Annotated in this window: 24 protein-coding genes; 15 read left to right on the forward strand and 9 right to left on the reverse strand. The window is 71.8% G+C overall.

The genetic code is table 11. The features are described from left to right. Positions 1 to 183: 183 nt before the first annotated feature. On the reverse strand, positions 184 to 1,134 hold the full coding sequence (locus tag GWK16_RS03760) for an aldo/keto reductase (RefSeq protein ID WP_170052592.1): 951 nt from the start codon (positions 1,132 to 1,134) through the stop codon (positions 184 to 186). A 113-nt stretch (positions 1,135 to 1,247) separates the two neighbouring features. Between GWK16_RS03760 and rnd the strand changes: the two genes are divergently transcribed. Together rnd and GWK16_RS03770 are read left to right on the forward strand one after the other, a co-directional pair. Then, positions 1,248 to 2,438 (forward strand): ribonuclease D, encoded by a 1,191-nt coding sequence (gene rnd / locus GWK16_RS03765; protein ID WP_170052593.1) that lies wholly within the window; start codon positions 1,248 to 1,250, stop codon positions 2,436 to 2,438. 191 nt (positions 2,439 to 2,629) lie between these two features. Next, positions 2,630 to 3,322 carry a trypsin-like peptidase domain-containing protein gene (locus GWK16_RS03770; protein WP_170052594.1) on the forward strand — a complete coding sequence of 231 codons (693 nt, stop codon included), beginning with the start codon at positions 2,630 to 2,632 and terminating at the stop codon, positions 3,320 to 3,322. A 12-nt stretch (positions 3,323 to 3,334) separates the two neighbouring features. On the opposite strand, the gene GWK16_RS03775 is transcribed toward GWK16_RS03770, so the two are convergent. Next, positions 3,335 to 4,309: a patatin-like phospholipase family protein gene (locus tag GWK16_RS03775; RefSeq protein WP_170052595.1), complete on the reverse strand. Its 975-nt coding sequence runs from the start codon at positions 4,307 to 4,309 to the stop codon at positions 3,335 to 3,337. Between the two features lie 106 nt (positions 4,310 to 4,415). Between GWK16_RS03775 and GWK16_RS03780 the strand changes: the two genes are divergently transcribed. The 3 genes from GWK16_RS03780 to GWK16_RS03790 all read left to right on the forward strand — a co-directional run bounded on the left by GWK16_RS03780 (position 4,416) and on the right by GWK16_RS03790 (position 7,409). Beyond that, a complete protein-coding gene (locus tag GWK16_RS03780) occupies positions 4,416 to 5,750 on the forward strand; it encodes a dihydroorotase (protein ID WP_170052596.1) in 1,335 nt (444 codons plus the stop codon). After that, positions 5,747 to 6,433, forward strand: coding sequence for a nitroreductase family protein (locus GWK16_RS03785; protein ID WP_170052597.1), 687 nt, complete (start codon positions 5,747 to 5,749; stop codon positions 6,431 to 6,433). The genes GWK16_RS03780 and GWK16_RS03785 overlap by 4 nt, the downstream gene beginning before the upstream one ends. A gap of 88 nt (positions 6,434 to 6,521) precedes the next feature. Beyond that, positions 6,522 to 7,409: a DMT family transporter gene (locus GWK16_RS03790; RefSeq protein ID WP_170052598.1), complete on the forward strand. Its 888-nt coding sequence runs from the start codon at positions 6,522 to 6,524 to the stop codon at positions 7,407 to 7,409. Here the strand turns inward: GWK16_RS03790 and GWK16_RS03795 are convergent. Beyond that, a complete protein-coding gene (locus tag GWK16_RS03795; protein WP_170052599.1) occupies positions 7,406 to 8,494 on the reverse strand; it encodes an acyltransferase family protein in 1,089 nt (362 codons plus the stop codon). The two genes, GWK16_RS03790 and GWK16_RS03795, sit on opposite strands and share 4 nt — an antisense overlap. Positions 8,495 to 8,747: 253 nt before the next feature. On the opposite strand from GWK16_RS03795, the gene GWK16_RS03800 reads away from it, so the two are divergent. Then, positions 8,748 to 9,272 (forward strand): DUF1993 domain-containing protein, encoded by a 525-nt coding sequence (locus GWK16_RS03800; RefSeq protein WP_170052600.1) that lies wholly within the window; start codon positions 8,748 to 8,750, stop codon positions 9,270 to 9,272. A gap of 50 nt (positions 9,273 to 9,322) precedes the next feature. Here the strand turns inward: GWK16_RS03800 and GWK16_RS03805 are convergent, their stop codons facing one another. Further along, entirely contained in the window at positions 9,323 to 10,105 is a 783-nt protein-coding gene (locus tag GWK16_RS03805; protein WP_170052601.1) for an SDR family NAD(P)-dependent oxidoreductase, read from the reverse strand. A gap of 29 nt (positions 10,106 to 10,134) precedes the next feature. Between GWK16_RS03805 and GWK16_RS03810 the strand changes: the two genes are divergently transcribed. The 3 genes from GWK16_RS03810 to GWK16_RS03820 are packed head-to-tail and all read left to right on the forward strand — an operon-like array spanning position 10,135 to position 12,592. Further along, positions 10,135 to 11,040, forward strand: coding sequence for a YicC/YloC family endoribonuclease (locus tag GWK16_RS03810; RefSeq protein ID WP_170052602.1), 906 nt, complete (start codon positions 10,135 to 10,137; stop codon positions 11,038 to 11,040). Then, positions 11,030 to 11,665 carry a guanylate kinase gene (gene gmk, locus GWK16_RS03815; protein WP_170052603.1) on the forward strand — a complete coding sequence of 212 codons (636 nt, stop codon included), beginning with the start codon at positions 11,030 to 11,032 and terminating at the stop codon, positions 11,663 to 11,665. The genes GWK16_RS03810 and gmk overlap by 11 nt, the downstream gene beginning before the upstream one ends. Before the next feature lie 3 nt (positions 11,666 to 11,668). Then, on the forward strand, positions 11,669 to 12,592 hold the full coding sequence (locus GWK16_RS03820; RefSeq protein ID WP_170052604.1) for an AEC family transporter: 924 nt from the start codon (positions 11,669 to 11,671) through the stop codon (positions 12,590 to 12,592). Here GWK16_RS03820 and GWK16_RS03825 read toward each other — a convergent pair. The 5 genes from GWK16_RS03825 to rpsF all read right to left on the reverse strand — a co-directional run bounded on the left by GWK16_RS03825 (position 12,589) and on the right by rpsF (position 16,201). Next, a complete protein-coding gene (locus GWK16_RS03825) occupies positions 12,589 to 13,818 on the reverse strand; it encodes an SAM-dependent methyltransferase (RefSeq protein ID WP_170052605.1) in 1,230 nt (409 codons plus the stop codon). The two genes, GWK16_RS03820 and GWK16_RS03825, sit on opposite strands and share 4 nt — an antisense overlap. A gap of 121 nt (positions 13,819 to 13,939) precedes the next feature. Continuing rightward, on the reverse strand, positions 13,940 to 14,515 hold the full coding sequence (gene rplI / locus GWK16_RS03830) for a 50S ribosomal protein L9 (protein ID WP_170052606.1): 576 nt from the start codon (positions 14,513 to 14,515) through the stop codon (positions 13,940 to 13,942). Further along, the gene (locus GWK16_RS03835) at positions 14,512 to 15,417 is read right to left on the reverse strand and encodes a hypothetical protein (protein ID WP_170052607.1); all 906 of its coding nucleotides are present in this window, start codon (positions 15,415 to 15,417) and stop codon (positions 14,512 to 14,514) included. The genes rplI and GWK16_RS03835 overlap by 4 nt, the downstream gene beginning before the upstream one ends. 25 nt (positions 15,418 to 15,442) lie before the next feature. Then, a complete protein-coding gene (gene rpsR / locus GWK16_RS03840; RefSeq protein ID WP_168043298.1) occupies positions 15,443 to 15,721 on the reverse strand; it encodes a 30S ribosomal protein S18 in 279 nt (92 codons plus the stop codon). A 6-nt stretch (positions 15,722 to 15,727) separates the two neighbouring features. Then, positions 15,728 to 16,201, reverse strand: coding sequence for a 30S ribosomal protein S6 (rpsF, locus tag GWK16_RS03845; protein ID WP_170052608.1), 474 nt, complete (start codon positions 16,199 to 16,201; stop codon positions 15,728 to 15,730). A gap of 456 nt (positions 16,202 to 16,657) precedes the next feature. On the opposite strand from rpsF, the gene GWK16_RS03850 reads away from it, so the two are divergent. The 6 genes from GWK16_RS03850 (at position 16,658) to GWK16_RS03875 (ending at position 21,836) form a co-directional block, all read left to right on the forward strand. Continuing rightward, positions 16,658 to 17,632, forward strand: coding sequence for a Bug family tripartite tricarboxylate transporter substrate binding protein (locus GWK16_RS03850; protein WP_170052609.1), 975 nt, complete (start codon positions 16,658 to 16,660; stop codon positions 17,630 to 17,632). Positions 17,633 to 18,025: 393 nt separating this feature from the next. Further along, a complete protein-coding gene (locus tag GWK16_RS03855; RefSeq protein ID WP_170052610.1) occupies positions 18,026 to 18,835 on the forward strand; it encodes a class I SAM-dependent methyltransferase in 810 nt (269 codons plus the stop codon). A 95-nt stretch (positions 18,836 to 18,930) separates the two neighbouring features. Next, on the forward strand, positions 18,931 to 19,890 hold the full coding sequence (fabD, locus tag GWK16_RS03860; protein WP_170052611.1) for an ACP S-malonyltransferase: 960 nt from the start codon (positions 18,931 to 18,933) through the stop codon (positions 19,888 to 19,890). Positions 19,891 to 19,971: 81 nt separating this feature from the next. Further along, the gene (locus tag GWK16_RS03865; RefSeq protein WP_170052612.1) at positions 19,972 to 20,619 is read left to right on the forward strand and encodes a hypothetical protein; all 648 of its coding nucleotides are present in this window, start codon (positions 19,972 to 19,974) and stop codon (positions 20,617 to 20,619) included. Between the two features lie 13 nt (positions 20,620 to 20,632). Continuing rightward, positions 20,633 to 21,373 (forward strand): 3-oxoacyl-[acyl-carrier-protein] reductase, encoded by a 741-nt coding sequence (gene fabG, locus GWK16_RS03870; protein ID WP_170052613.1) that lies wholly within the window; start codon positions 20,633 to 20,635, stop codon positions 21,371 to 21,373. Positions 21,374 to 21,476: 103 nt separating this feature from the next. Beyond that, a complete protein-coding gene (locus GWK16_RS03875; RefSeq protein ID WP_338144398.1) occupies positions 21,477 to 21,836 on the forward strand; it encodes a low affinity iron permease family protein in 360 nt (119 codons plus the stop codon). Positions 21,837 to 21,861: the final 25 nt, after the last annotated feature.

Consider the following 21,861-nt stretch of genomic DNA (forward strand, 5'->3'; position numbering starts at 1 on the left):
CCGGTCTCGATGCGAATGGAAGGCGCGCAAAGGGACCGACCGGGCGGGGGCTGTCAAGCGGTGGGACGACCTGGAGAGGGGCGCCGCCCCTCTCCGGACCTCACCCCGCCAGAGGCCGAAGGGCCTCTGGACACCGGCACCTGAAATGGACCGAGGGAGGGCGGAGCGCTCCCCTGGCCCACCCTACGCGCTCGCCGCGTCCAGCTCGGTCATATCGCCCTCGCTCAGCGTGAGCTCGGCCGCCTTCGCCAGTTCCGCCAGCTGTTCCGGGCTGGTCGCGCTGGCGATCGGCGCCGTGATTCCCGGCCGGCCGAGCTGCCAGGCCAGCGCCACCGCCGCCTGGCCCACCCCGTGCCGCTTCGCCACCGCATCGACCGCGGCAAGGACGCGCATCCCCTTCTCGGTCATGTGCTTGGCGACACTGCGCTCGCCGCGCACGGATTTCCCGAGATCGGCGGTCGTCCGGTACTTTCCCGACAGGAAGCCCGATGCGAGCGAGGAATAGGTGATGATCCCGACCTCCTCGGCCTTGCAGAGCGGCAGCAGGTCCGCCTCGATGCCCCGGTCCATCAGGTTGTAGACGGGCTGGTGGCTCTCGAAGCGCGGCAGGCCCTGGGCCGCCGAGATGTCGAGCGCCGACTTCAGCCGGGCCGCGCTGTAGTTGGACGACCCGATCGCCCGCACCTTCCCCGCCTGGATCAGCTTCTGGAAGGCGCCAAGCGTCTCGGGGATCGGCGTCGCCTCGTCGTCCTTGTGCGCCTGATACAGGTCGATGGTCCCGATCCCGAGCCGCTTGAGCGAGGCCTCGCAGGCCGTCGCGATCCAGGCCGGCGAGAGGCCCTTCCCCTTCCCCGGCATCTCCATCCCGCACTTGGTCAGGATCAGCACCTTGTCCCGCACGCCGGGGCGGGCATGCAGCCATTCGCCGATGACGGTTTCAGATTCTCCACCGGAATGTCCCGACACCCAGGCCGAGTAGACATCCGCCGTGTCGATCGCGATCAGCCCGCGCTCCACGCAGGCATCGAGCAGACGGAAGGACATCGCCTTGTCCGCCGTCCAGCCGAAGACATTGCCCCCGAAGACCACCGGCGGGACCGAGAGCCCCGACCGGCCGAGCGCGCGCATCTGCATCGGTCATCCCTTCCTGCAACCCGTGGCAGGATGCGCCTGCCATCGCATTTCGGCCACCCGGGGCGCCCGGATTGCCTTTTCCTCCCACGCCCCGGGGTCTAGAAGCGGCTCCGATGAGTCGCCGCCCGCCTGCCGCCGCCGCCGAGTCCACCCCTGTCCTGATCACCGAGACCGACGCCCTGGCCGCGCTCTGCGCGCGGCTGCGGACCGAGGCCTTCGTCACGGTCGACACCGAATTCATGCGGGAACGGACCTATTGGCCCGAGCTCTGCCTGGTGCAGCTCGCCGGTGAGACCGAGGTGGCGGAGGTCGACACCCTGGCCCCCGGCCTGGACCTGGCCCCGCTCGGCGAACTGCTCGCCGACCCGGCGGTGACCAAGGTCTTCCACGCCGCCCGGCAGGACGTCGAGATCTTCCTGCTGAAGTTCGGCGCGGTGCCGACCCCGCTTTTCGACACGCAGGTCGCGGCCATGGTCGCGGGCTATGGCGACCAGGTCTCCTACGACGCGCTGTGCCGGTCGCTTGCCGGGGCGCAGATCGACAAGGCGCACCGCTTCTCCGACTGGTCGGCCCGGCCGCTCTCGACTGCGCAGCTCGCCTATGCCGCCGCGGACGTGACGCATCTGCGCAAGATCTACACCGCGCTCGATGCCAAGCTGCGCCGCGAAGGGCGGCTCGCATGGGTGGCGGAGGAGATGGGCGCGCTCGCCGAACCGGCGACCTATCGCCTCGACCCGGAGCAGGCCTGGGAACGACTGCGCCCGCGCACCGGCAACCGCCGCTTCCTCGGCGTGCTGAAATGCATCGCCGCCTGGCGCGAACGCGAGGCGCAGCGCATCAACATCCCCCGCCAGCGCCTGGTGAAGGATGAGACGCTGCTCGAGATCGCCGCCACCACGCCGGAGACGGTCGCCGACCTCGCCCGCGCCCGCGGCATCTCCGAAGGCTTCGCCAAGGGCCGCTCCGGGGCCGGGCTGCTCGCGGCGGTGAAGGCCGGCAAGGAATTGCCGGACGACGCCCTGCCGGAAGCGCCCAAGGACCGCCCCGGCCCGCCGGCCTCCCCCGCGCTGGTCGCGCTGCTGAAGGTGCTGCTGGCCGCGAAGAGCGAGGAACACCACGTCGCCCCGCGCCTGCTCGCGAGCAGCGACGACCTCGACCGCCTCGCCTCCGGCGACGGCGCGGACGTCGCCGCGATGCATGGCTGGCGGCGCGAGGTCTTCGGCGAGGCGGCGCTGGCCCTGAAAGCGGGGCGCCTGGCGCTCGGCGTCGACGGCAAGCGCGTCAAGCTGATCCCGGCCGGATAAGCCCCGCCGGCACCGCAGCCGTGGACGGCGCGCGCAGAGCGGCCATATTTTAACGCGCAAATAACGATCTCCCTGTTTGATGGACATATCGCAGTTGTGAACCCCGTCACGGGTTAGCGATGGCTAATATGTATTTGCCGAAATCAACCATAGCGTTCGGCATCCAGCATCAATTCAAGGGATCCGCCGATATGACACGTCGAGCTTGCCTGCTGCTGGCAGCAGTCCTGCTGCCATCGTGTTCGGCCATGCAGGATGAACCGCGGGGACCGCAGGACCTCGCCGCGACGCAACGCGCGAAGGACCTCCTGTGGATCGTGGAATCCGATTCCGGGACCGCCATCAGCTCGGCCACGGCGTTCGGGCCGGGGCGCCTCGTGACCACCGCCACCTCGGTCGAGGATTGGGTGGGGCTCCCGCTCCGGGTGCGCCGGAATGGCACCGTCCTGCCGGTCCGCGCCATGCAGCTCGCCGTGCACCAGAACTTCGCGATCCTGCAGGTGCAGGAACCCGGCCTGCAGGCGCCGCAGGCCGCCGCGGACCCGGCTCCCAACCAGCGTCTGTTCATGGCGGCCGCCAACGGGGGCAATGTCTTCGACGGCGGCGGGCCGGTCGTTCCGCTCTCGGCCCCGGTCGACGGGATCGCCAATCCGCGGGACGTGGTCGTCGCCGAACTGCCCGCCGCGCGCGGCTTTGCCGGCGGACCGGTGGTCGATTCCGGCGGCAACCTGATCGGCATCGCCAGCGGCGTGCTGCGGGGCGGCGTGGTGGATCCGGCCGTCCCGGCTTCCGTGACGCCGGGTAGCCGGGTGCCGCATCGCTCGGTGATCGTCCTGCCCGTCCGGGTCATCGACCGGACGATGCAGCAGGAAGGTCTGCGGTAGCGCGGCCCCGGCTCAGCGCGCGGCGGCGGCCGGCGGTTCGCCCGAGGCGGGCGCCCGCCAGCGCTCCGCCGCCGTTCGACCAGCCTCGGAAAGACGCGTGAGGAAGGGCCAGGACAGGTTCGCCGGATTGGCGCTCCCGGCGTCCTGCACTTCCTCCCACAGCGAAAGCCGATGCAGGCGCAGCCGGTCGAAGGGACGGCAGGCGCGCGGACGGAACAGCGTCGCCTCGCGACAGAGGGTCCGCATATCCTCGATCGCCTGCAACTCGCGCCTGAGCGGCGCGGCGAAGGCGAGCTCGAGCGAACGATGCCGGATGTCCTGACGGAGCCGCGGCGTCGTCGCGCGCTCATCCGGGGCAAGCTGCACCAGCAGCAGGTCGTCGGCGCCTGACACGCGGATCAACTCGCGCACCGGCGGGTTCGCGCTGTAGCCGCCGTCCCAGTAGTCCTCGCCCTCGATCCGCACGGCCTCGCGCAGCAGGGGCAGGCAGGCGGAGGCGAGCACGGCCTCGAGCGTGATCTCATCCTCGCGGAAGATCCGGGCCTCACCATCCCGCACCCGCGTCGCCGCGACCAGCAGCGGGACCGGACGTTCCTTCCGCAACCGGGCGAAGTCGACCAGGTCGCCGAGCAGTTCGCGCAGCGGGTCCGATCCCGGCAGCGACATGGCGAAGTGCGGCACGTGCAGGTCCGCCGCGGCGAGGATCGAGCCGAACACCGGCAACCCCGCGAAGCCCGCGCGGTCCGACAGCAGCCGCCAGAATCGCGCCAGCCGCGCCTGCGCCTCCTCCCGCCCGCCGGCGAGCAGCCCATCCGCCAGCAACACGGCATTCACTGCCCCGGCGCTTGCACCGCTCAGCGCGGCGAGGGGTGGGCCTGGTTCGGCGAGAAGCCGGTCCAGGACACCCCAGGTGAAGGCGCCGAAGGACCCGCCGCCCTGGAGCGCCAGGGCCAGCGGCCGTTCGGCCGGATCACGATTTTGCTGCATTGCAGCATAGCATTTGGGAAGGCGGCCCCGCGCCGACAACCCGCCGGGGCTTCCGGGGCGCCGTGCCCGGTGCGACAAGGGCGCCGGATCACCGAGGAGCCAGCGCATGTCCGAACGTTTCGACCTCCTTCTCCGCGGCGGGCATGTCGTGACGCCCTGGGGCGTCGAGGCGGCCGATGTCGGCGTGCGCGAGGGGCGCATCGTCACCCTGGGCAATCTGCGCCATGCCGAGGCGGCCGAGACTGTCGATTGCGGCGGCCTGCACGTGCTGCCTGGCCTGATCGACCCCCATGTGCACCTGCGCGACCCAGGCGATCCCGCGGTCGAGAGCATCGAGACCGGCACCAAGGCCGCCGTGCTGGGCGGCCTGACCGCCGTCTTCGACATGCCCAACACCGCGAAGTCGGTGGTCAGCCGCGACATCCTGGATGAGAAGCGCGCCTTCCTGCAGGGCCGCGCCTGGTGCGACGTCGGGCTCTATGTCGGGGCCAGCAAGAAGAACATCGCCGAGCTCGCCGAGCTCGAGCGCCAGCCCAATGTCTGCGCCATCAAGGTCTTCGCCGGATCGAGCACGGGCGACCTGCTGGTCGAGGACGATGCGAGCCTCGAGGCCGTGATGCGCTCCGGCCACCGCCGCATCTGCTACCATTCGGAGGACGAGTACCGGCTGCAGGAACGCAAGCCGATGTTCACCGTCGGCATGCCGCATCGCAACCACATGGTCTGGCGCGACGTGGAGACGGCGCTGCTCGGCACCAGGCGGCTGATGGCGATCGCGCGCAGGACCGGTCGGCCGGCGCATATCCTGCACGTCTCGACGGCCGAGGAACTCGCCTACCTCCGCGACTTCCGCGACGTCTGCACGGTCGAGGTGCTGCTCAACCACCTCACCCAGACCGACGAGGCCTATGACCGGCTCGGCGGCTATGCGGTGATGAACCCGCCGATCCGCGACCAGCGGCACCTCGATGCCGCCTGGGCGGCGGTGAACGACGGCACGGTGGACTGCATCGGTTCCGACCACGCGCCGCATTCGCGCGAGGCGAAGGAACGCCCCTGGCCGAACACCGCGGCGGGCCTGACCGGCGTGCAGACGCTGGTGCCGCTGATGCTCGACCACGTCACCAGCGGACGGCTGTCGATCTCCCGCCTGGTCGACCTGATGTGCGCCGGCCCGGCGCGGGTCTATGGCGCGCTGAACAAGGGGCGGCTCGCGGCCGGCTACGACGCCGACTTCACGCTGGTCGACCTCAAGCGCCAGCGCATGATCCGCAACGACTGGCTGGCGACGCCGGCCGGCTGGACGCCCTTCGACGGCACGGTCTGCACCGGCTGGCCGGTGGGAACAATCGTGCGCGGCCAGGTCGTCATGTGGGACGACGAGGTGCTGGGCGTGCCGGTGGGCAAGCCCGTCGCCTTCGCCGACACGCTGCGCGCGTGAACGAGGATCCGGTCGCGGCGGCGATCACCTCCCGCCGCTCGATCCGCGCCTTCCTGCCGACGCCGGTGCCACGCGAGACGGTCGAGCGTATCCTCGACATCGCCGCGCGTGCGCCCTCGGGGACGAACATGCAGCCCTGGCGCGGCTATGCGCTCGCGGGCGAGCCGCTGCGGCGCCTGTCCGATGCGCTGGTCGCGGAGGCGCTGGCCGGCACGCCGGTCGAATCAGAATACCGCTACTACCCCGATGCCTTCTTCGAGCCCTACCTCGCCCGGCGCCGCAAGGTCGGGTGGGACATGTACGGCCTGCTCGGCATCGCGCGGGGCGAGGCGGAGAAGATGAAGCGCCAGCACGCGAAGAACTTCGACTTCTTCGGCGCGCCGGTCGGCATCGTCTTCACGATCGACCGGCGGCTCGAGATCGGGTCCTGGCTGGACTACGGCATCTTCCTCGGCAACGTGATGACGGCGGCGCGCGGGATGGGTCTCGACACCTGCCCGCAGGCGGCCTTCGCGCCGCATCACCGGACGATCCGCGCGCATCTGCCGATCCCGGAGAACGAGGTCGTGGTCTGCGGCATGGCGCTGGGCCATGCCGACCCGGATGCGCCCGTCAACGCGCTTGTCACCGATCGCGTCCCGGCGCGCGACTTCTGCGCCTTCCTCGGCTGGGACGGCGCCTGACACTGCACCCGTCGCGCCGCCGCAGGCGGCGTGACCGCGACAAGGAAGGGAGGGCGCGGGGGAGGTTCATCCTCCCCCGCACTTCGAGATGGAACCACTCACCGGCCTGGCGCTCTGGCTGCGCCTTCTGACGATCGCCGCCTTGTGGGGCGCGGCCTTCCCGCTGATCCGCTACCTCGCCGCCTACCTTCCGCCCTTCGCGCTGGCCGGCCTGCGCGGGGCGATGGCCGCCGTGGCGGTGTTCCTGTTCCTGTGGTTCCGCCGCGAGCTCCGCGGAATCTCGCGCAGCGTGCTGATCACCTCCCTCGTGCTGGGCCTGCTGAGCGGCGTGATCCCGAACACCCTGCTGCCGATGGCGTTGCAGCGGATGGAAGCGGCGCCGGCCTCGCTCGTGCAGGCGGCAGGGCCGCTGATCGTGACGCTGCTCGCGGCGCTGCTGCTGAAGGGGGAAACGCCGACGCCGCGGATGCTGGCGGGCATCGGGCTCGGCTTCCTCGGCATCTCGCTGGTGGTCGGCGCGGGCGGCCTCGGCGGCGCCAGTGCCACGGGGGCGCTGCTGGTCCTGGCCGCGACCTTCTCCTACGCGTTGAGCACCATCTGGGTGCGGCGCGCCAACCGTGGTCCGGCGGCGGCACTGGCGCTCGGCCAGCAGGCGGTCTCGGGCATCCTGTCGGGCAGCCTGGCGCTGGCGGTCGACGGCACCGGGCCGCTGGCCCAGCCCCCGCAGGTGTGGGTGGTGGCGGTGATCCTCGCCATCTTCGCGACCGCCGTGCCGCTGACCTTGTTCCTTGGCCTCGCGATGCGGGCGCGGGCGGCGGATTCCGCGATGGTCGGCTACCTGCAGCCGGTGTTCGCCACCGCGATCGCCGCGGCCTGGCTGGGCGAGGTGCCGTCATGGCACGTCATGGCGGGCGGGGGTGTCGTGCTGGCCTCGGTGTGGCTGGTCACCTCGGGCGGCGGACCGCGACGGGGCTAGAGCGCCAGCAGCCGGGCCACGCCAAGCCGCCGCGCCACCCAGGCCGCGACCAACGGCCCGCCAAGACCCACCGCCACCAGCAGCAGGATCATCATCGGGTCGGTCCAGCCCGTCAGATTCACCAGGATGATGCGCATGCCCGCGATCGCGAGGATGTGCAGCAGGTAGATCGCCATGCTGTGCCGCCCGAGAAGGGCGAGGACATCGAGCAGGACGCCCGAGCAGCGCGCCGCGAGCAGCACGACCGCCGTGATGCCCGCCAGCGCCGCGGCGGTCCCTTCCGGCGACCAGGCCAGGCCGGCGATCTCGCCCGCCTTGAAGGTGGAAAAGCCGTCCCAGCCCACGCTGCCGATCAACCCGGCGGTCGTCCCGCCCAGCACGATCGCGCAGGCCAGCGCCATGCCTGCGGCACGGCGTGCGGGCAGGCCCGGCAACCGCGCCGACCAGCCCCGCGCGCCGAACAGGCACCCGAGCGCGAACCACGGCAGCATCATGACGCCGAAGGACAGCACGATCGGCAAGGGGTCCGGCGCCAGCACGCGGAGCACGACCGACAGCGCCAGCATCCCCGTCGCGCCCACCAGCGGCAGCGCCGCGACGCTCACCGCCTGCACGAGGACCAACACGTAGAGGAACCAGAACTGCGACGGCGGGGCGCTGAAGAACATGCCCGTCAGCGCCCCGGGGAGGTCGCGGACCGGGGCATTCACGTAGGCTCCGGCCGCATGGATCACGAGGATCTGCACGCTGCCCCACAGGAAGTAGGGCCATACCAATCCGGACAGGGCGCGCTGCGCAATCCCGCGCGGACCCGATTCCAGCCGGCGCGGCAGGAACAGCCCCGACAGGAAGAAGAAGAGCGGCATGTGGAAGGTGTAGATGGCCAGCATCGCGGGCCGGAACCAGTCGGCGGAGGGCGCGATCCCGGCGTCTATGAGCCCGCCGAGCGCATGTCCGATGACAACGAGGGCGATGCCGATACCCTTGGCAGCGTCCACCCAGTCGAGACGGACGATGGCGCGCGTGGTCCGAAGCGGCTGACGAAGAGCCCCGGCGATGCCAGTGGCAGGCAACGTATGCGACATGACAGGCTTGTCAGGCGATCGGGTCGTTCGCCTCAAGTCGCGGCAGGAAAAACTCTTGGCCCGACCGGGTTGCAGAGGCCGGGCCGGGACGTCGCACCGCGGGCCATCAACATCGTGTCTTGCGCGACGCGCCCGTCGCCTCTCGAAGTCTGGCAGGCCGGCGTGCCACCCATGCCGGTCATCCCCGCCGCTGCGGCGGCGCGGCCATGTGCCGGGCCGGGGATGCGCCGCACCGGAAGCGAGAGGAATACCTTTGTCGACATCACTCTACGATCTCAGCGTGCCGACCTTCCTGCAGACGGTGCGGGCCATCGGGGGCTTCCTGGACCGCGCCGCCGCACATTTCGCCGCGCGGGACATCGATCCCGACGACATCGTGCATGCGCGCCTCGTCGACGACATGGCGCCCTTCCATTTCCAGATCGAGGCCGCGTGGCACCATTCGGTGTGGGGTGTGGAAGCGCTGACCACGGGTGCCTTCACCCCGCCCGCGCTGGTCGGACCGGTTCCCTTCGCGGATCTGCGCGCGATGATGGTGAAGGCGGAAACCGCGCTGGAGGCCTTCACGCCCGACGAGGTGAACGCCTGCGCCGGCAGGACGCTGGACCTCCAGATCGGTCCACGGCGCCTGGCCTTCGCGCCGGAGGCCTTCATCCTCTCCTTCTCGCTGCCGAATTTCCATTTCCACGCCGTCACGGCCTACGACCTGCTGCGGTCGCGTGGCGTGCCGATCGGCAAGCGCGACTACGAGGGCCGGTTGCGCACCAACGCGCCCTAGGACCGGACTGCGTCCGGGAGGCGGGCGGCGCATGCAGCCGTTCCGCGGCCTCAGCCGGCGCGATCCTTCGCCGGCATCCGCGAGAAGATCCACGCCCTGAGCGCCGGCGGCAGCGCGCCCGCGAAGCGCGCCATCGCATAGGTCGGCCAGGGGTAGGCGACGCGGACGCGGCCCCGCGCGATGCCGCCCAACGTCCGCCGCGCCGCGTCCGCCGCATCCATCAGGAACGGCATCGGGAAGCTGTTGCGCGCCGTCATCGGCGTTCGGACATAGCCTGGGCAGATGGCATGGAGGCGGATGCCGCGCAGGCGCTCCGTGGCGTCCAGCGCCTCGGCCCAGCGCTGGACCGCGGCCTTGGTCGCGCAATAGGCCGGCGCGCCGGGTGCCGCGACGAAGGCAGCCAGCGAGGCGATGACCGCCACCCGCCCCCGCACGCCATCCGCACCCGGCGCCTGCGCCGCCATCGCCTCGATCGCCGGCAGGGCGGTGTTCAGCACGCCGGTCACGTTGGTCTCGAAGATGGCGCGGGACTGCGCCGGTGGCTCCGTGGCCCCGCCGGTCCCGGCCGAGATCCCGGCATTGGCGATCACAAGGTCGAGCCGCCCCGCCCCGGCGATCCAGTCCTGCATCGCGCCGGCATCCGTCACGTCCAGCACCGCCGGCCGGACCTCCGCGCCCTGCGCCCGGCAGGCGGCGGCGGCCGCTTCCAGCCGCGCCACGTCGCGGCCCGACAGGTGCAGCACGGCCCCGGGCCGGGCGCAGGCCTCCGCCAGCGCGCGCCCAAGGCCCGAGGAGGCACCGGTGATCAGCACATGGTCCCAGGCGGCTTGCATCGGGCCCCTCCACGGTGGAGAAGCGGCGCATGGCCGCCACCCCCCTCTCCTCCATGACCGGCTTCGCCCGCGACGGCGGCACGCTGCCGGACGGCACCTCCTTCGTCTGGGAAATCCGCAGCGTCAACGGCCGCGGGCTCGACGTCCGCCTGCGCCTGCCCAACGGCTTCGACGCGCTGGAGGCCCCCCTCAAGGAAGCGGCGGCGAAGGTGCTCAAGCGCGGCAACGTCTCCGCGACGCTGACCGTGAAGCGCGAGGACCGCGCGCCGCCGCGCCTCACGCCCGACCCGGCCGCACTCGACCAGGCACTGCGCCTCGCGCTCGACCTCGCCGCCCGCATCCCCGGCTGCCCGCCGCCGCGCGCCGAGGCGCTGCTGACGCTGCCCGGCGTGCTCCGCGCCGAAGCCGCCGAACCCGACGAGGCCGAGGAGGAAGCGAAGCGCGCCACCATCGCCGCCGCCTTCACGACCGCGGTGGACGGCCTCGTCGCCTCCCGCCGCGCCGAGGGCGCGAAGCTCGCGGACATCCTGACCGTGCTGCTGGACGAGGTCGCCGCCCTGCGCGACCTCGCCGGCACCGAGGCCGCCGACCAGCCGGCCCTGCACATGGCGCGGCTGCGCGAAAGCCTCGCGGCGCTGCTCGAAGGCGAGCGCCGCGTGCCCGAGGACCGCCTTGCGCAGGAAGTCGCCCTGCTCGCGACCAAGTCGGACGTGCGGGAGGAGCTCGACCGCCTCTCCGCCCACATCGCGGAAGCCCGGCGCCTGCTGAAGAGCGGCGAGGCGATCGGCCGCAAGCTCGACTTCCTCACCCAGGAATTCGTGCGCGAGGCCAACACGCTCTGCTCGAAATCCTCGAGCACGGCGCTGACGCGCATCGGCCTCGAGCTGAAGGCGGCGATCGAACGACTCAAGGAGCAATCCGCGAATGTCGAATGAGGGCATTGCGCGGCGCGGGCTCTGCCTGGTGCTCGCCGCCGCGCCGGGGGCAGGCAAGACCTCCGTCTCCCGCGCCCTGCTCGGCACCGAGCCGGATCTCTCGCTCTCGGTCAGCGCCACCACCCGCCCGCCGCGGCCCAGCGAGCAGGAAGGCGTCCACTACTTCTTCAAGACGCCCGAGGCGTTCGACGCCATGGCCGCGCGCGGCGAGTTCCTCGAACACGCGCGCTTCCTCGGCCGCGCCTACGGCACACCGCGCGCGCCGGTCGAAGCCGCGCTCGCCGCCGGCAAGGACGTCCTGTTCGACATCGAATGGCAGGGCCACCGCCAGATGAAGGCGGCGATGCCCGAGGACGTGGTCGGCATCTTCCTCCTCCCCCCCTCCCTGCCCGACCTCGAGGCGCGCCTCCGCGGCCGTGGCCAGGACAGCGAGGTCGAGATCGCCCGCCGCATGGCCGCCGCGCGGGAAGAAATCACGCACTGGGACGAGTTCGACCACGTCGTCGTCAATCGCGACTTCGAGGCGACGGTCGCGCAAGTGCGCAGCATCCTGCACGCGGCGCGCAGCGAGCGGCGCCGCCAGCCAGGCATGTCGGACTTCATCGCGCGGTTGCTGGCGGTCTGACGCTTGGGCGTCATCCTCGAGATCGTCGCACCCGTCTTCGCCATCGTCGGGCTCGGCTACCTCGCGGCGATCCGGCGGCTGGTGGATGAGGGCGGCTTCCGTGGCCTCAACGCCTTCACCTTCAACCTCGCCGCGCCGGCGTTGCTGTTTGCCGGCGGCACCTCGGGCCAGGTCGGCGGCGGGCCGGCGGCCTTCGCCTTCTTCTCGGCCGCGGTGGTGCTCTACGGCTTCGCGCTGTGGCTGGGGACGCGCCGGCTCGGCATGCCGCTCGCCGAAGCCGGGCTCTTCGCGCTGAACTGTACCTTCGGCAACACGGTGATGATGGGCATCCCGCTCATCGCCGCGACCTTCGGCCAACCGGGGCTGCCGATCCTGATCACCATCATCGCGCTGCATTCCATGGTGCTGCTGACGCTCGGCACCGTGGTGGCCGAGGTCGGGATGCATCGCCACGCGCCCTGGCGGCGCATCGTGCTCGCGACCCTCGCGGGCATCCTGCGCAACCCGGTGGTGGTGACGGTCTTCGTCGCGCTGGGCTGGAGCACGCTCGGCCTGCCGGTGCCCGCCGTGGCGCGCCGCACGCTCGAGATGCTGGGCGCGGCGACCCCACCCGTCGCACTGTTCTGCCTCGGTGGTTCCCTCGCTGCCTTCAGCGCGGGGCAATCCTGGCGGGAGGTCGCCTGGGCGACGGTGCTGAAGCTCGCCGCGCTGCCGCTGATGGTCTGGGGCGTCTGCGCGGCGCTCGCGCTGTCGCCGCTCGAAACCGCGGTGGCGGTGATGACCGCGGCGCTGCCGACCGGGGCGAACGCGTTCCTGCTTGCGCGGCGCTACGCCACCGGGGCGGACCGTTCGGGTGCGACCGTGCTGGTCTCGACGCTGATCTCGGTCGCGACGCTCGCCGCCGTGCTGGCCTGGGTGAAGGGCTAGGCGACCTCGCGCCCGCGCGCGGCGGCCGCGCGCTCCGCCTCGACCACGTAGTCGCGCGTGAGCGGCACGACATCCTGCCGGCGCGAGAGCTGCACCTGCCAGACCATGTGCCCCCAGTGGCGGAAGATCAGTTCCACGCCGACAAGGTAGTACTCGAACATCCGGCAGAAGCGCTCGTCGTACAGCGAGGCGATCGCATCCCGGTTGCCCGCGAAGCGCGCGCGCCAATGCGCGATCGTCTGGGCGTAATGCAGGCGCAGCACCTCGATGTCCGTCGCCCACAGGCGCGCGCGCTCGATGCCGGGCAGCACCTCGGACAGGGCCGGGCAGTAGGCGCCGGGGAAGATGTAGCGCTTGATCCAGGGATTGGTGCCGCCCGGCCCGTCCATCCGCCCGATCGCGTGGATCAGCGCCACGCCGTCCTCGCGCAGCGCGTCGCGGACGACGCGGAAGAACTGCGCGTAATGCGTCACGCCGACATGCTCGAACATGCCGACCGAGACGACGCGGTCGACCGGGCGCGTCCAGTCCCGATAATCCATCAGTTCGAACCGGACCCTGTCCGCGACGCCCGCTTCCTCAGCGCGTTGGCGCGACACCTCGAGTTGCTCGGTCGAGAGCGTGATCCCGGTGACATGCGCCCCGTAGTCGCGCGCGAGGGTGATCGCCATGCCGCCCCACCCCGACCCGATGTCGAGCACCTCGAGCCCTGGCCGGTCGAGCAGCAGCTTCGCCGCGATGTGCCGCTTCTTCGCGGCCTGCGCTTCCTCGAGTGTCTCCTGGCCTGTGGGGAAATAGGCGCAGGAATACTGGCGGTCGCGATCGAGGAAGAGCGCGTAGAGCCGCCCGTTGAGGTCGTAGTGATGCGCGACGTTGCGGCGCGCACGGCCTGCCGGGTTGATCTGCGCGAGGTGCCGCGTGACCTTCCGCAGCCATTCGCGAGCGTGTTCGATCGGATGCATGCCGCCCTCGGCGATGTTGAGGGCGAGGAAGGACAGCAGATCGAACAGGCTGCAGCCGAGCGGCTCGACCTCCCCTTCCATGTAGCCTTCGCCGAGCGCGAGGCCGGGATTGAGGGTGAGGCGACGGAGCGCGCGGGGCGTGTTGATGGCCATGCCGGCCATCGGGGCGTTGCCGTCCCCGTAGCGCCGGACGGTTCCGTCCGGATACCTGACGGTCAACGTGCCGCGACGCACGAGCCGGCGAAGAGCAAGGTGGAACAGCATGCGAGCCCCTCCCTCGTCACCGGAGGAGATTCGCATGAACAAGCGCCCGTGCAAGACGGGCGCGCAGCCGCGCAGCAAATCGTGAGACGCGGGGGCGGTGCGGCCCCCGCGCCTACACGGATCAGCGGCCGGCGGCCTGGTCGGCCTGGCCGGCGGCGAGTTCCGCCGCGAGCTCGGCCTCGAGCGACGCCTGCTCCGCCTCGGCCTCGGCCTCGACGCGCTCGCCGCGCGCCTGCTTCTCGGCCTCTTCCGGCGAACGGGCGACGTTCACCGTGACGGAGATCGCGACCTCCGGGTGCAGCGCGACCTGGACGGTGGCGAGGCCGACCGACTTGATCGCATGGCCCAGCATCACCTGGTCGCGGCCGACGCTCAGGCCGGCGGTCGTGCAGGCCTCGGCGATGTCGCGCGTCGAGACGGAGCCGTAGAGCGCGCCGCTCTCACCCGCCTGGCGGATGATCGTGACGGCGAGCCCGGCGACGCGCTCGGCGACGCGCTCGGCTTCCTCGCGGCGCTTGAGGTTCTGGGCCTCGAGCTGCGCGCGCTCCCTCTCGAAGCGCTCGAGGTTCGACTTGCTCGCGCGGATCGCCTTCCCCGAGGGGATCAGGAAGTTGCGCGCGTAGCCTGGACGGACCTTCACCAGCTCGCCCATCTGGCCGAGCTTGTCGACCCGCTGCATCAGGATGAGTTCGATCATGTTGCACCTCCGGGCGGGCCTGCGCGCCGCCCCCATTGCTCGTAGAAACCGAAGGCCGTGACCGCGATCGCGGCCGGCACGCTGAGGATGACGAGCCCGGCGTAGAAGATGCCGAGCATGAAGGGACGGCCGGGACGACCCGCCGAGTAGCGGTGCACTGCCGCGATGCCCTGGACGAACACCGGCAGTAGCAGCACGAGCAGCAGGGACAGGCTCACCACCTCTCCCTCGCCCCCGAACAGCAGCCAGGCGGCCGCGCCCGCACCCGGCAGCACCGGGTACCAGCCCGGCAGCCGCGCCTCGCTCCAGCGGGGCGTGGGCGCGATCGCGAGGCCGGAGCGCGCCAGCGCGGACTGCGCCGCCGCCCCGTTCACCGACCAGGAGATCGCCGCCCAGAAGCCGAGTACAGCCGCCATGACGCGGACCAGTTCGTCGGGCGACAGGGCGTCCGGCAGGCCGCCCATCCGCTGCACGCCCTGTTCCACCGCGGTGCGGATCGCGCCGCCGAGGCCGCCGGGCATGCCCGCGAAGGCCAATGCGGCGCCCAGGATGACGATGGCCGGCCAGAGGCCGAACATCGCCAGGGGCACCGACAGGTCGATCCGCCCGCCGCGCAGCCCCGTCGCCACGATCACCACCGCCGGCAGCGCGAAGGCCACCAGGAAGACGATCATGGGCAGCGTGCCCGCCAGGACGACATGGAGCGCCGCGCCTATGCCCGCCGCGCCCGCCACCGCACCCGGACCGAAGCCCAGGCCCGTGGCAAAGAGCGGCAGCGGCGTCAGCCAGAAGGCGGCTAAGCCGAACGGCAGCCCGCGCATCGCCCACAGCGACAGCACCGCGGCCGCAAGGCCGCCCGCCGTCGCCGCAAGCCAGCGCGGATTGTTCAGCGCGCCCGCCATGGTCCCGACCCCGGGCTCCCCGCCCTCAGTCGTTGATGACGTAGGGCAGCAGCGCCAGGAAGCGGGCGCGCTTGATGGCCTGGGCCAGTTCGCGCTGCTTCTTGCCGCTCACCGCCGTGATGCGGGACGGGACGATCTTGCCGCGCTCCGAGAGGAAGCGGGACAGGAGGCGAACGTCCTTGTAGTCGATCTTCGGCGCCTGCGGGCCGGAGAAGGGGCAGGACTTCTTGCGCCGGTAGAAGGGGCGGCGCGCACCGACGGCCGGGCGGCGGGCGGCGGGGATCAGGTCGCTGGATTCGGACATCGTCGATTACTCCCCGGCCCCGTCGGGGCCTTCCATCTCGTCGCGCGGGCGGGCGCGGAATTCCTCGCGGTCGTCCCCGCGCTCGCGGCCACGGCCCGAGCCGAAACGGCCGGCCGGACGCGGGCCACGGAAGCCACGGTCGCGCTCACGATCGTCGCCACGCTTGGCGAGCACCGCAGACGGCGCCTCGTCGATCGCCTCGACGCGCACGGTCAGGGAGCGCAGCACGTCCTCGTTCAGGCCGAGCTGGCGCTCGACTTCGGGCAGCGCGCCGGCGGGCGCGTCGATGCCGAGGAGCATGTAGTGCCCCTTGCGGTTCTTCTTGATCTTGTAGGCGAGGCCGCGCAGGCCCCAGTATTCGCGCTTCTTCACCTCTCCGCCGCCTTCGGCGATAAGGCCGGCGACCTGCTCGGCGATCGCTTCGACCTGCTGCTGGGTGACGTCGTTGCGCGCGATGAACACGCATTCGTAGAGCGGCATGTGATCTCCCTGTGGCTGGCTCAGCCCTGGCCCCGGTATGGGGCGCGCAAACGGGCATAGCCGGGCGCTTGCCTTGCGCCCGGCAGGGGAGCGGGGCGTAAAGCACGGGCGCCCCATGGAAGCAAGGGTCGAGTTGCCGCCCGAGCGGTCAGCGTGGGCACGGCGGGCCGTTCGCGACGGCGGGCGGCGACGTGCCCGCCGGCGAGGGCAGGCTGGGCGGAGCAGGCGGCACGAACATGGCCGGGGACGGCGCCATCAGCGCCGGGCCGTGCAGCGGGATCCCGGACCCCTCGCATCGGGGGCAGCGGCGGGTCGGCGGGGGTTGTGCGGGCGCGCCGCAGCGGCGCGCTGCGCGGAGCCATGATGCGGCCAGCGTCGCGTGCGCCGGCACCGCCGGGGATGCGCGCTGGCACGCTTCGTGCTGCTATCGCGGCCCACGCCACCGGGAGACACGGCATGAACCGTCGACACGCCCTTCTGCTGCCGGCCGCCATGCTGGCCGCACCGCGTCTTCTGGCCGCGCAGCCCGCCTGGGCGCCGTCCCGGCCCGTGGTGTTGGTGGTCCCCTTCGCCCCCGGCGGACCGAACGACCTGGTGGCGCGGCTGGTCGCCCCGCACATGCAGGCAGCCCTCGGCCAGAACGTGGTGGTCGAGAACCGGCCGGGCGCGACCGGGGCGATCGGCGCCCGCCACGTCGCCGGTTCCCCGCCCGACGGGCACACGCTGCTGGTCGCGGCCTCGGGCACCATGACCATCAACCCTGCGGTCATGGCGCGACCGGGCTATGACCCGGAGAAGGACTTCGCCCCGGTCAGCCTCGCCATGACCGTCCCGAACATGCTGCTGGTCCACAAGGACGTCCCGGCGCGGACGGTGCCCGAGGTGATCGACTGGCTGAAGCGGGAGGACGGCAAGGTGAACTACTCCTCGGGCGGGGTCGGATCGACCGAGCAGCTCGGCATGGAACTGTTCCTGCACGCCACCGGCACGCGCGCGACGCATGTCCCCTTCCCCGGCGGCGCGCCGGCCGTCACGGCGATGATCCAGGGCCAGTGCCAGGCGAGCATCCTGAACGCGGCGACCGTCCGCCCGCATGTCGTCTCGGGCGCGCTGCGCGGCATCGCGATCTGCCTGCCGCGCCGCTTCGCCGCCCTGCCCGACATCCCGACCATGGCCGAGGCCGGCTATCCGCAGGTCATCTCGGCCTCCTGGTCGGCCTTCCTGGCCGCGGCCGGCACGCCCGCCCCGGCCGTCGCCCGCCTGAACGAAACGGTCGTCGCCGCCCTGCGCCAGGCCGAGGTGACCGAGCGCCTGACCGCCGCCGGCTTCACCGTCGATGCCAGCAGCGCCGCCGAGCTCGGCCAGACGATCTCGACCGAACTCGCCCGCTGGAAGCAGGTGGTGCGGGATGCCGGGATACAGATGAACTGAGGCGCGCCGTGCCCGCTACGGTCCTGGCTTTGCTCAGCGTCCTCACAGCGGCCGGCTCGGCCGCAGCCTTGCAAGCGCCCTGCCTCAGTGGCGGACCGAACATGCCGCCGTTCAGGACCGAGGCAGATGCCCAGCGGTGGAGGGATGCGTATCGAGCCTGGGAGGAGGATTGCTGCCGGCGCTTCGGACAGCGCTGCCCTGCGCCATCGCTCCCAGTCAGCCCCCCACCGCCAACTGACCGAAATCGGCTCCCGGGCAGCGGCGGCACCCGCTGAAAAGCCACGCCCGCGAAGGATCCGCCTCGCGCGGCGCGTGATCGCCAAACGGAATTATTCCACGCTGCTGCGACCGCTGTGCCAGGATCGGGCCGCCAACGCCCCGCCGGAATGCGCTATGGCCGTTTCCTCGACCTTCGCCGCCACCGACGGCGATGCCTACGAGATGCAGATGGGCCGCTGGAGCCGCCGCCTGGCGGAGCCCTTCCTCGACTTCGTCGGGCCCGTGGGGGGCGGCGAGGTGCTCGACCTCGGCTGCGGCACGGGCAGCCTGACCCTCGCGCTCGCGGCGCGCGAGGCCGCCTGCCGGATCAGCGGCGTCGACTTCTCCGCGGCCTATGTCGAGCACGCGCGCGGCCGCACCTCGGACCCGCGCATCGATTTCCAGGTCGGCGATGCCTGCGCCATCCCCTTTCCCGCCGCGCGCTTCGACCGCGTGCTGTCCCTGCTGATGCTGCACTTCGTCCCGCGGGCGACCGACGCCGTCGCGGAGATGCGCCGCGTCGCCCGCCCCGGCGCCGTGGCGGCGGCCGCGGTGTGGGACGCCCGGGGCGGATTCGTCGCACAGCGGATCTTCCTCGACACCGCCGCCGCGATCGATCCGGGCGTCGATACCCTGCGCGCCCAGAACTGCATCCGGCCGATGACGCGCCCCGGCGAGCTCGGCGCCGCCTGGCGCGCGGCCGGCTTCGAGGATGTCCGCGACGGCGCCCTCACGATCCGCATGGACTACGCGGATTTCGAGGATTTCTGGCGTCCCTACCTGGGCGCGCAGGGGCCGGCCGCGTCCTACGTCTCCGGCCTCGAACCGGCGGCGCAGGCCCGGCTGCGGGACCATGTCCGCCGCGCCTACCTCGATGGCGAGCCGGACGGCCCGCGCTCCTACGCCGCGACGGCCTGGGTGGTGCGCGGGGTGGCGCCGGGCTGACACCCCACCCGGGTGCCGGAACCGGTTGACAAGCGGCCCCCCGGGCCGCATCCCGCGCGCCCATACCGAACGTAACAGCACGGAAACGCGCGAACATGGCTTTCGCCTTCGTCTTCCCCGGCCAGGGCAGCCAGGCCGTCGGCATGGGCCGCGACCTGGCCGACGCCTTCCCCGCCGCCCGCCACGTCTTCCAGGAAGTGGACGACGCCCTCTCCCAGAAGCTCAGCCAGCTGATGTGGGAAGGCCCGCAGGAGGAACTGACCCTCACGGCCAATACCCAGCCGGCTCTGATGGCCCATTCGCTGGCCGTGGTCCGTGCCCTGGAAGCCGAGGGCGGCTTCCGCCTCGCCGACCGGGTCGCGCTGGTCGCGGGCCATTCGCTCGGCGAATACAGCGCGCTGACCGCCGCCGGCGCCTTCGACGTCGCGACCGCCGCGCGCCTGCTGCGCCTGCGCGGGGAGGCGATGCAGAAGGCGACGCCGCCCGGGACCGGCGCGATGGCCGCCCTGCTCGGCGCCGAGATCGACCAGGCGCGGGCGATCTGCGCCAAGGCCGCGCCGAACCCCGAGACCGGCCAGGCCGAGGTGGTCGAGGCCGCCAACGACAATGGCGGCGGCCAGGTCGTGATCTCCGGCGCCAAGGCCGCGGTCGAGCGCGCCATCGAGATCGCCAAGGCCGATGGCGTGAAGCGGGCCATGCTGCTGCCCGTCTCCGCCCCCTTCCACTGCGCGCTCATGGCCCCTGCGGCAGACGCGATGGCCGAGGCGCTGGCCAAGGCCGAGTTGCGCGCGCCGGTCGTGCCGGTGGTGGCCAACGTCACCGCGGCGAAGGCGTCCGATCCGGTCGAGATCCGCGACCTGCTGGTCAAGCAGGTGACTGGCACGGTGCGCTGGCGCGAATGCGTCGCCGCCATGGCTGCGATGGGCTGCGACACCTTCGTCGAGATCGGCGCCGGCAAGGTGCTGACGGGCCTGATGAAGCGCAACGCCCCGGAGGCCACCGCGCTGGCCATCGGCACGCCTGCCGATGTCGAGGCCTTCCTGAAGACGCTCTGAAGCATTTTGTCGCCGGGGTGCCCGCCGCCTGATCAGGTGGCGGGACCGGATCGGGAATCCGACCACAGCCCGGAGAGACACATGGCCTCGGCATCCAACGAACATTTCTGGCGCGACAGCGCCCTGCGGCAGGAAGCCGAGGGGTATCAGTGGCGCAACGCGTCCCATGGGCGCGGCAAGACGCTCGAGACGCGCCCCGACCCCGACGCGCCGAAGGGCTTCGTCTTCCACCGGACCGGCGGCCTGGTGGTGAAGCGCCGCGTCGAGTTGCAGGAAGACATGCTCTATCGCTTCGCGGCGAAGAAGTATGTCGGCGCCGGGGCCGACGCCCTGGTGCCGCTGCTCAACTCGCCCTGGTGGATGAACGACGACCGGATGCAGCTGCTGCTCGGCAGGGCGCGCACGGCCGGCGTGCCGCTCATCGCGATGGCGCGGCGCCAGCTCGCCCTGCCGCCCGCCTGGACGGACTGCGACATCATCGTCCGCGCGAGGCTCCGGCCCGGCATCCTCATCGCGGCGCATGCCGGGCCCGGCCGGACGGCGGAGGCGAACGGGGACACCTACACCATCGCGCCCGAGGCGCCCCATCTCCTGATGGATCAGTTGTACGTTCCGGGCCTCGGGCGGCATTTCGCGCTGAACGGCGCCGGCGAAGCCCATGCCCGTGCCTGGTTCGACCTTTCGACCGCGACTTCCTTCGATCCAGCCCTGCGGGGCCTCAACCCCTGAGCGGAGTTCCTTCATGTTCGACCTGACCGGCAAGACCGCGCTCGTCACCGGCGCCACCGGCGGCATCGGCGAGGCGATCGCCTCCGCCCTGCACGCGCAGGGTGCCACCGTCGCCATCACCGGCCGGCGCGAGGCGGAACTCGCCCGCGTGGCCGAGGCGCTGGGCGGCGCGCGCGTCATCGTCGCGCCGGCGGACCTGTCGGATGCGGCCGCCCCGGCGGCGCTGGTCGAGAAGATCGAGGCCGAGGCCGGCGGCCTCGACATCCTGGTGAACAATGCCGGCTTCACCCGCGACATGCTGGCGCTGCGCATGGGCGACGCGGACTGGAACGCGGTGCTCGAGGTCGACCTGACCGCGCCTTTCCGCCTCGCGCGCGCCGCGCTGCGCGGCATGATGAAGAAGCGCTACGGGCGCATCGTGTCCATCGCCTCCATCGTCGGCGTGACGGGCAATGCGGGCCAGGCGAACTACGCCGCGGCGAAGGCTGGCCTGATCGGCATGTCGAAGTCGCTCGCGCAGGAAGTCGCGACGCGCGGCGTGACGGTGAACGTGGTGGCGCCGGGTTTCGTGAAGACCGCGATGACCGATGCGCTGAACGACGCGCAGAAGACCGCGCTGCTCTCCCGCATCCCGACGCAGCGGATGGGCACGCCGGAGGACATCGCTTCGGCCGTCGTCTACCTCGCCTCCACGGAAGCGGGCTGGGTCACCGGCCAGACGCTGCACGTCAATGGCGGCATGGCGATGATCTGACGCCGGCGCGCTGCGGCCGCGGGGACGTTCCTCGCGCAACCGCCGCGCCGGCTTCGCGTTTCCGATCTGGCGCCGGCGAGCGGCGCGGGGTGGGAGACGCATCGTGTCCAGGCTGTTCGAGACGATCGCCCAGTGGACCGGCCGCCAGGCCGGCCGTGCCTCGACATCGCTCGTGGCCCTGGCCTTCATCGTCGCCTGGGCCGTCTGCGGCCCGCTGTTCGAGTTCTCGAACACCTGGCAGCTCGTCATCAACACCGGGACGACCATCGTCACCTTCCTGATGGTCTTCCTGATGCAGAACACCCAGAACCGCGATACGCGCGCCATCCAGCTCAAGCTCGATGAGCTGATCCGCGTCACCCAGGGCGCGCAGGACCAGATGATCTCCCTCGAGGACTGCACCGAGGAACAGCTCGACGCGATGAAGCGGCGCTTCGACACGCTGCGCGACACGGCGCAATGATCCGCGCCGCGGTCGCCGTGCGGAC

It is taken from the genome of Neoroseomonas marina (genome assembly GCF_012927745.1).
GTDB classification, from domain to species: Bacteria; Pseudomonadota; Alphaproteobacteria; order Acetobacterales; family Acetobacteraceae; genus Neoroseomonas; species Neoroseomonas marina.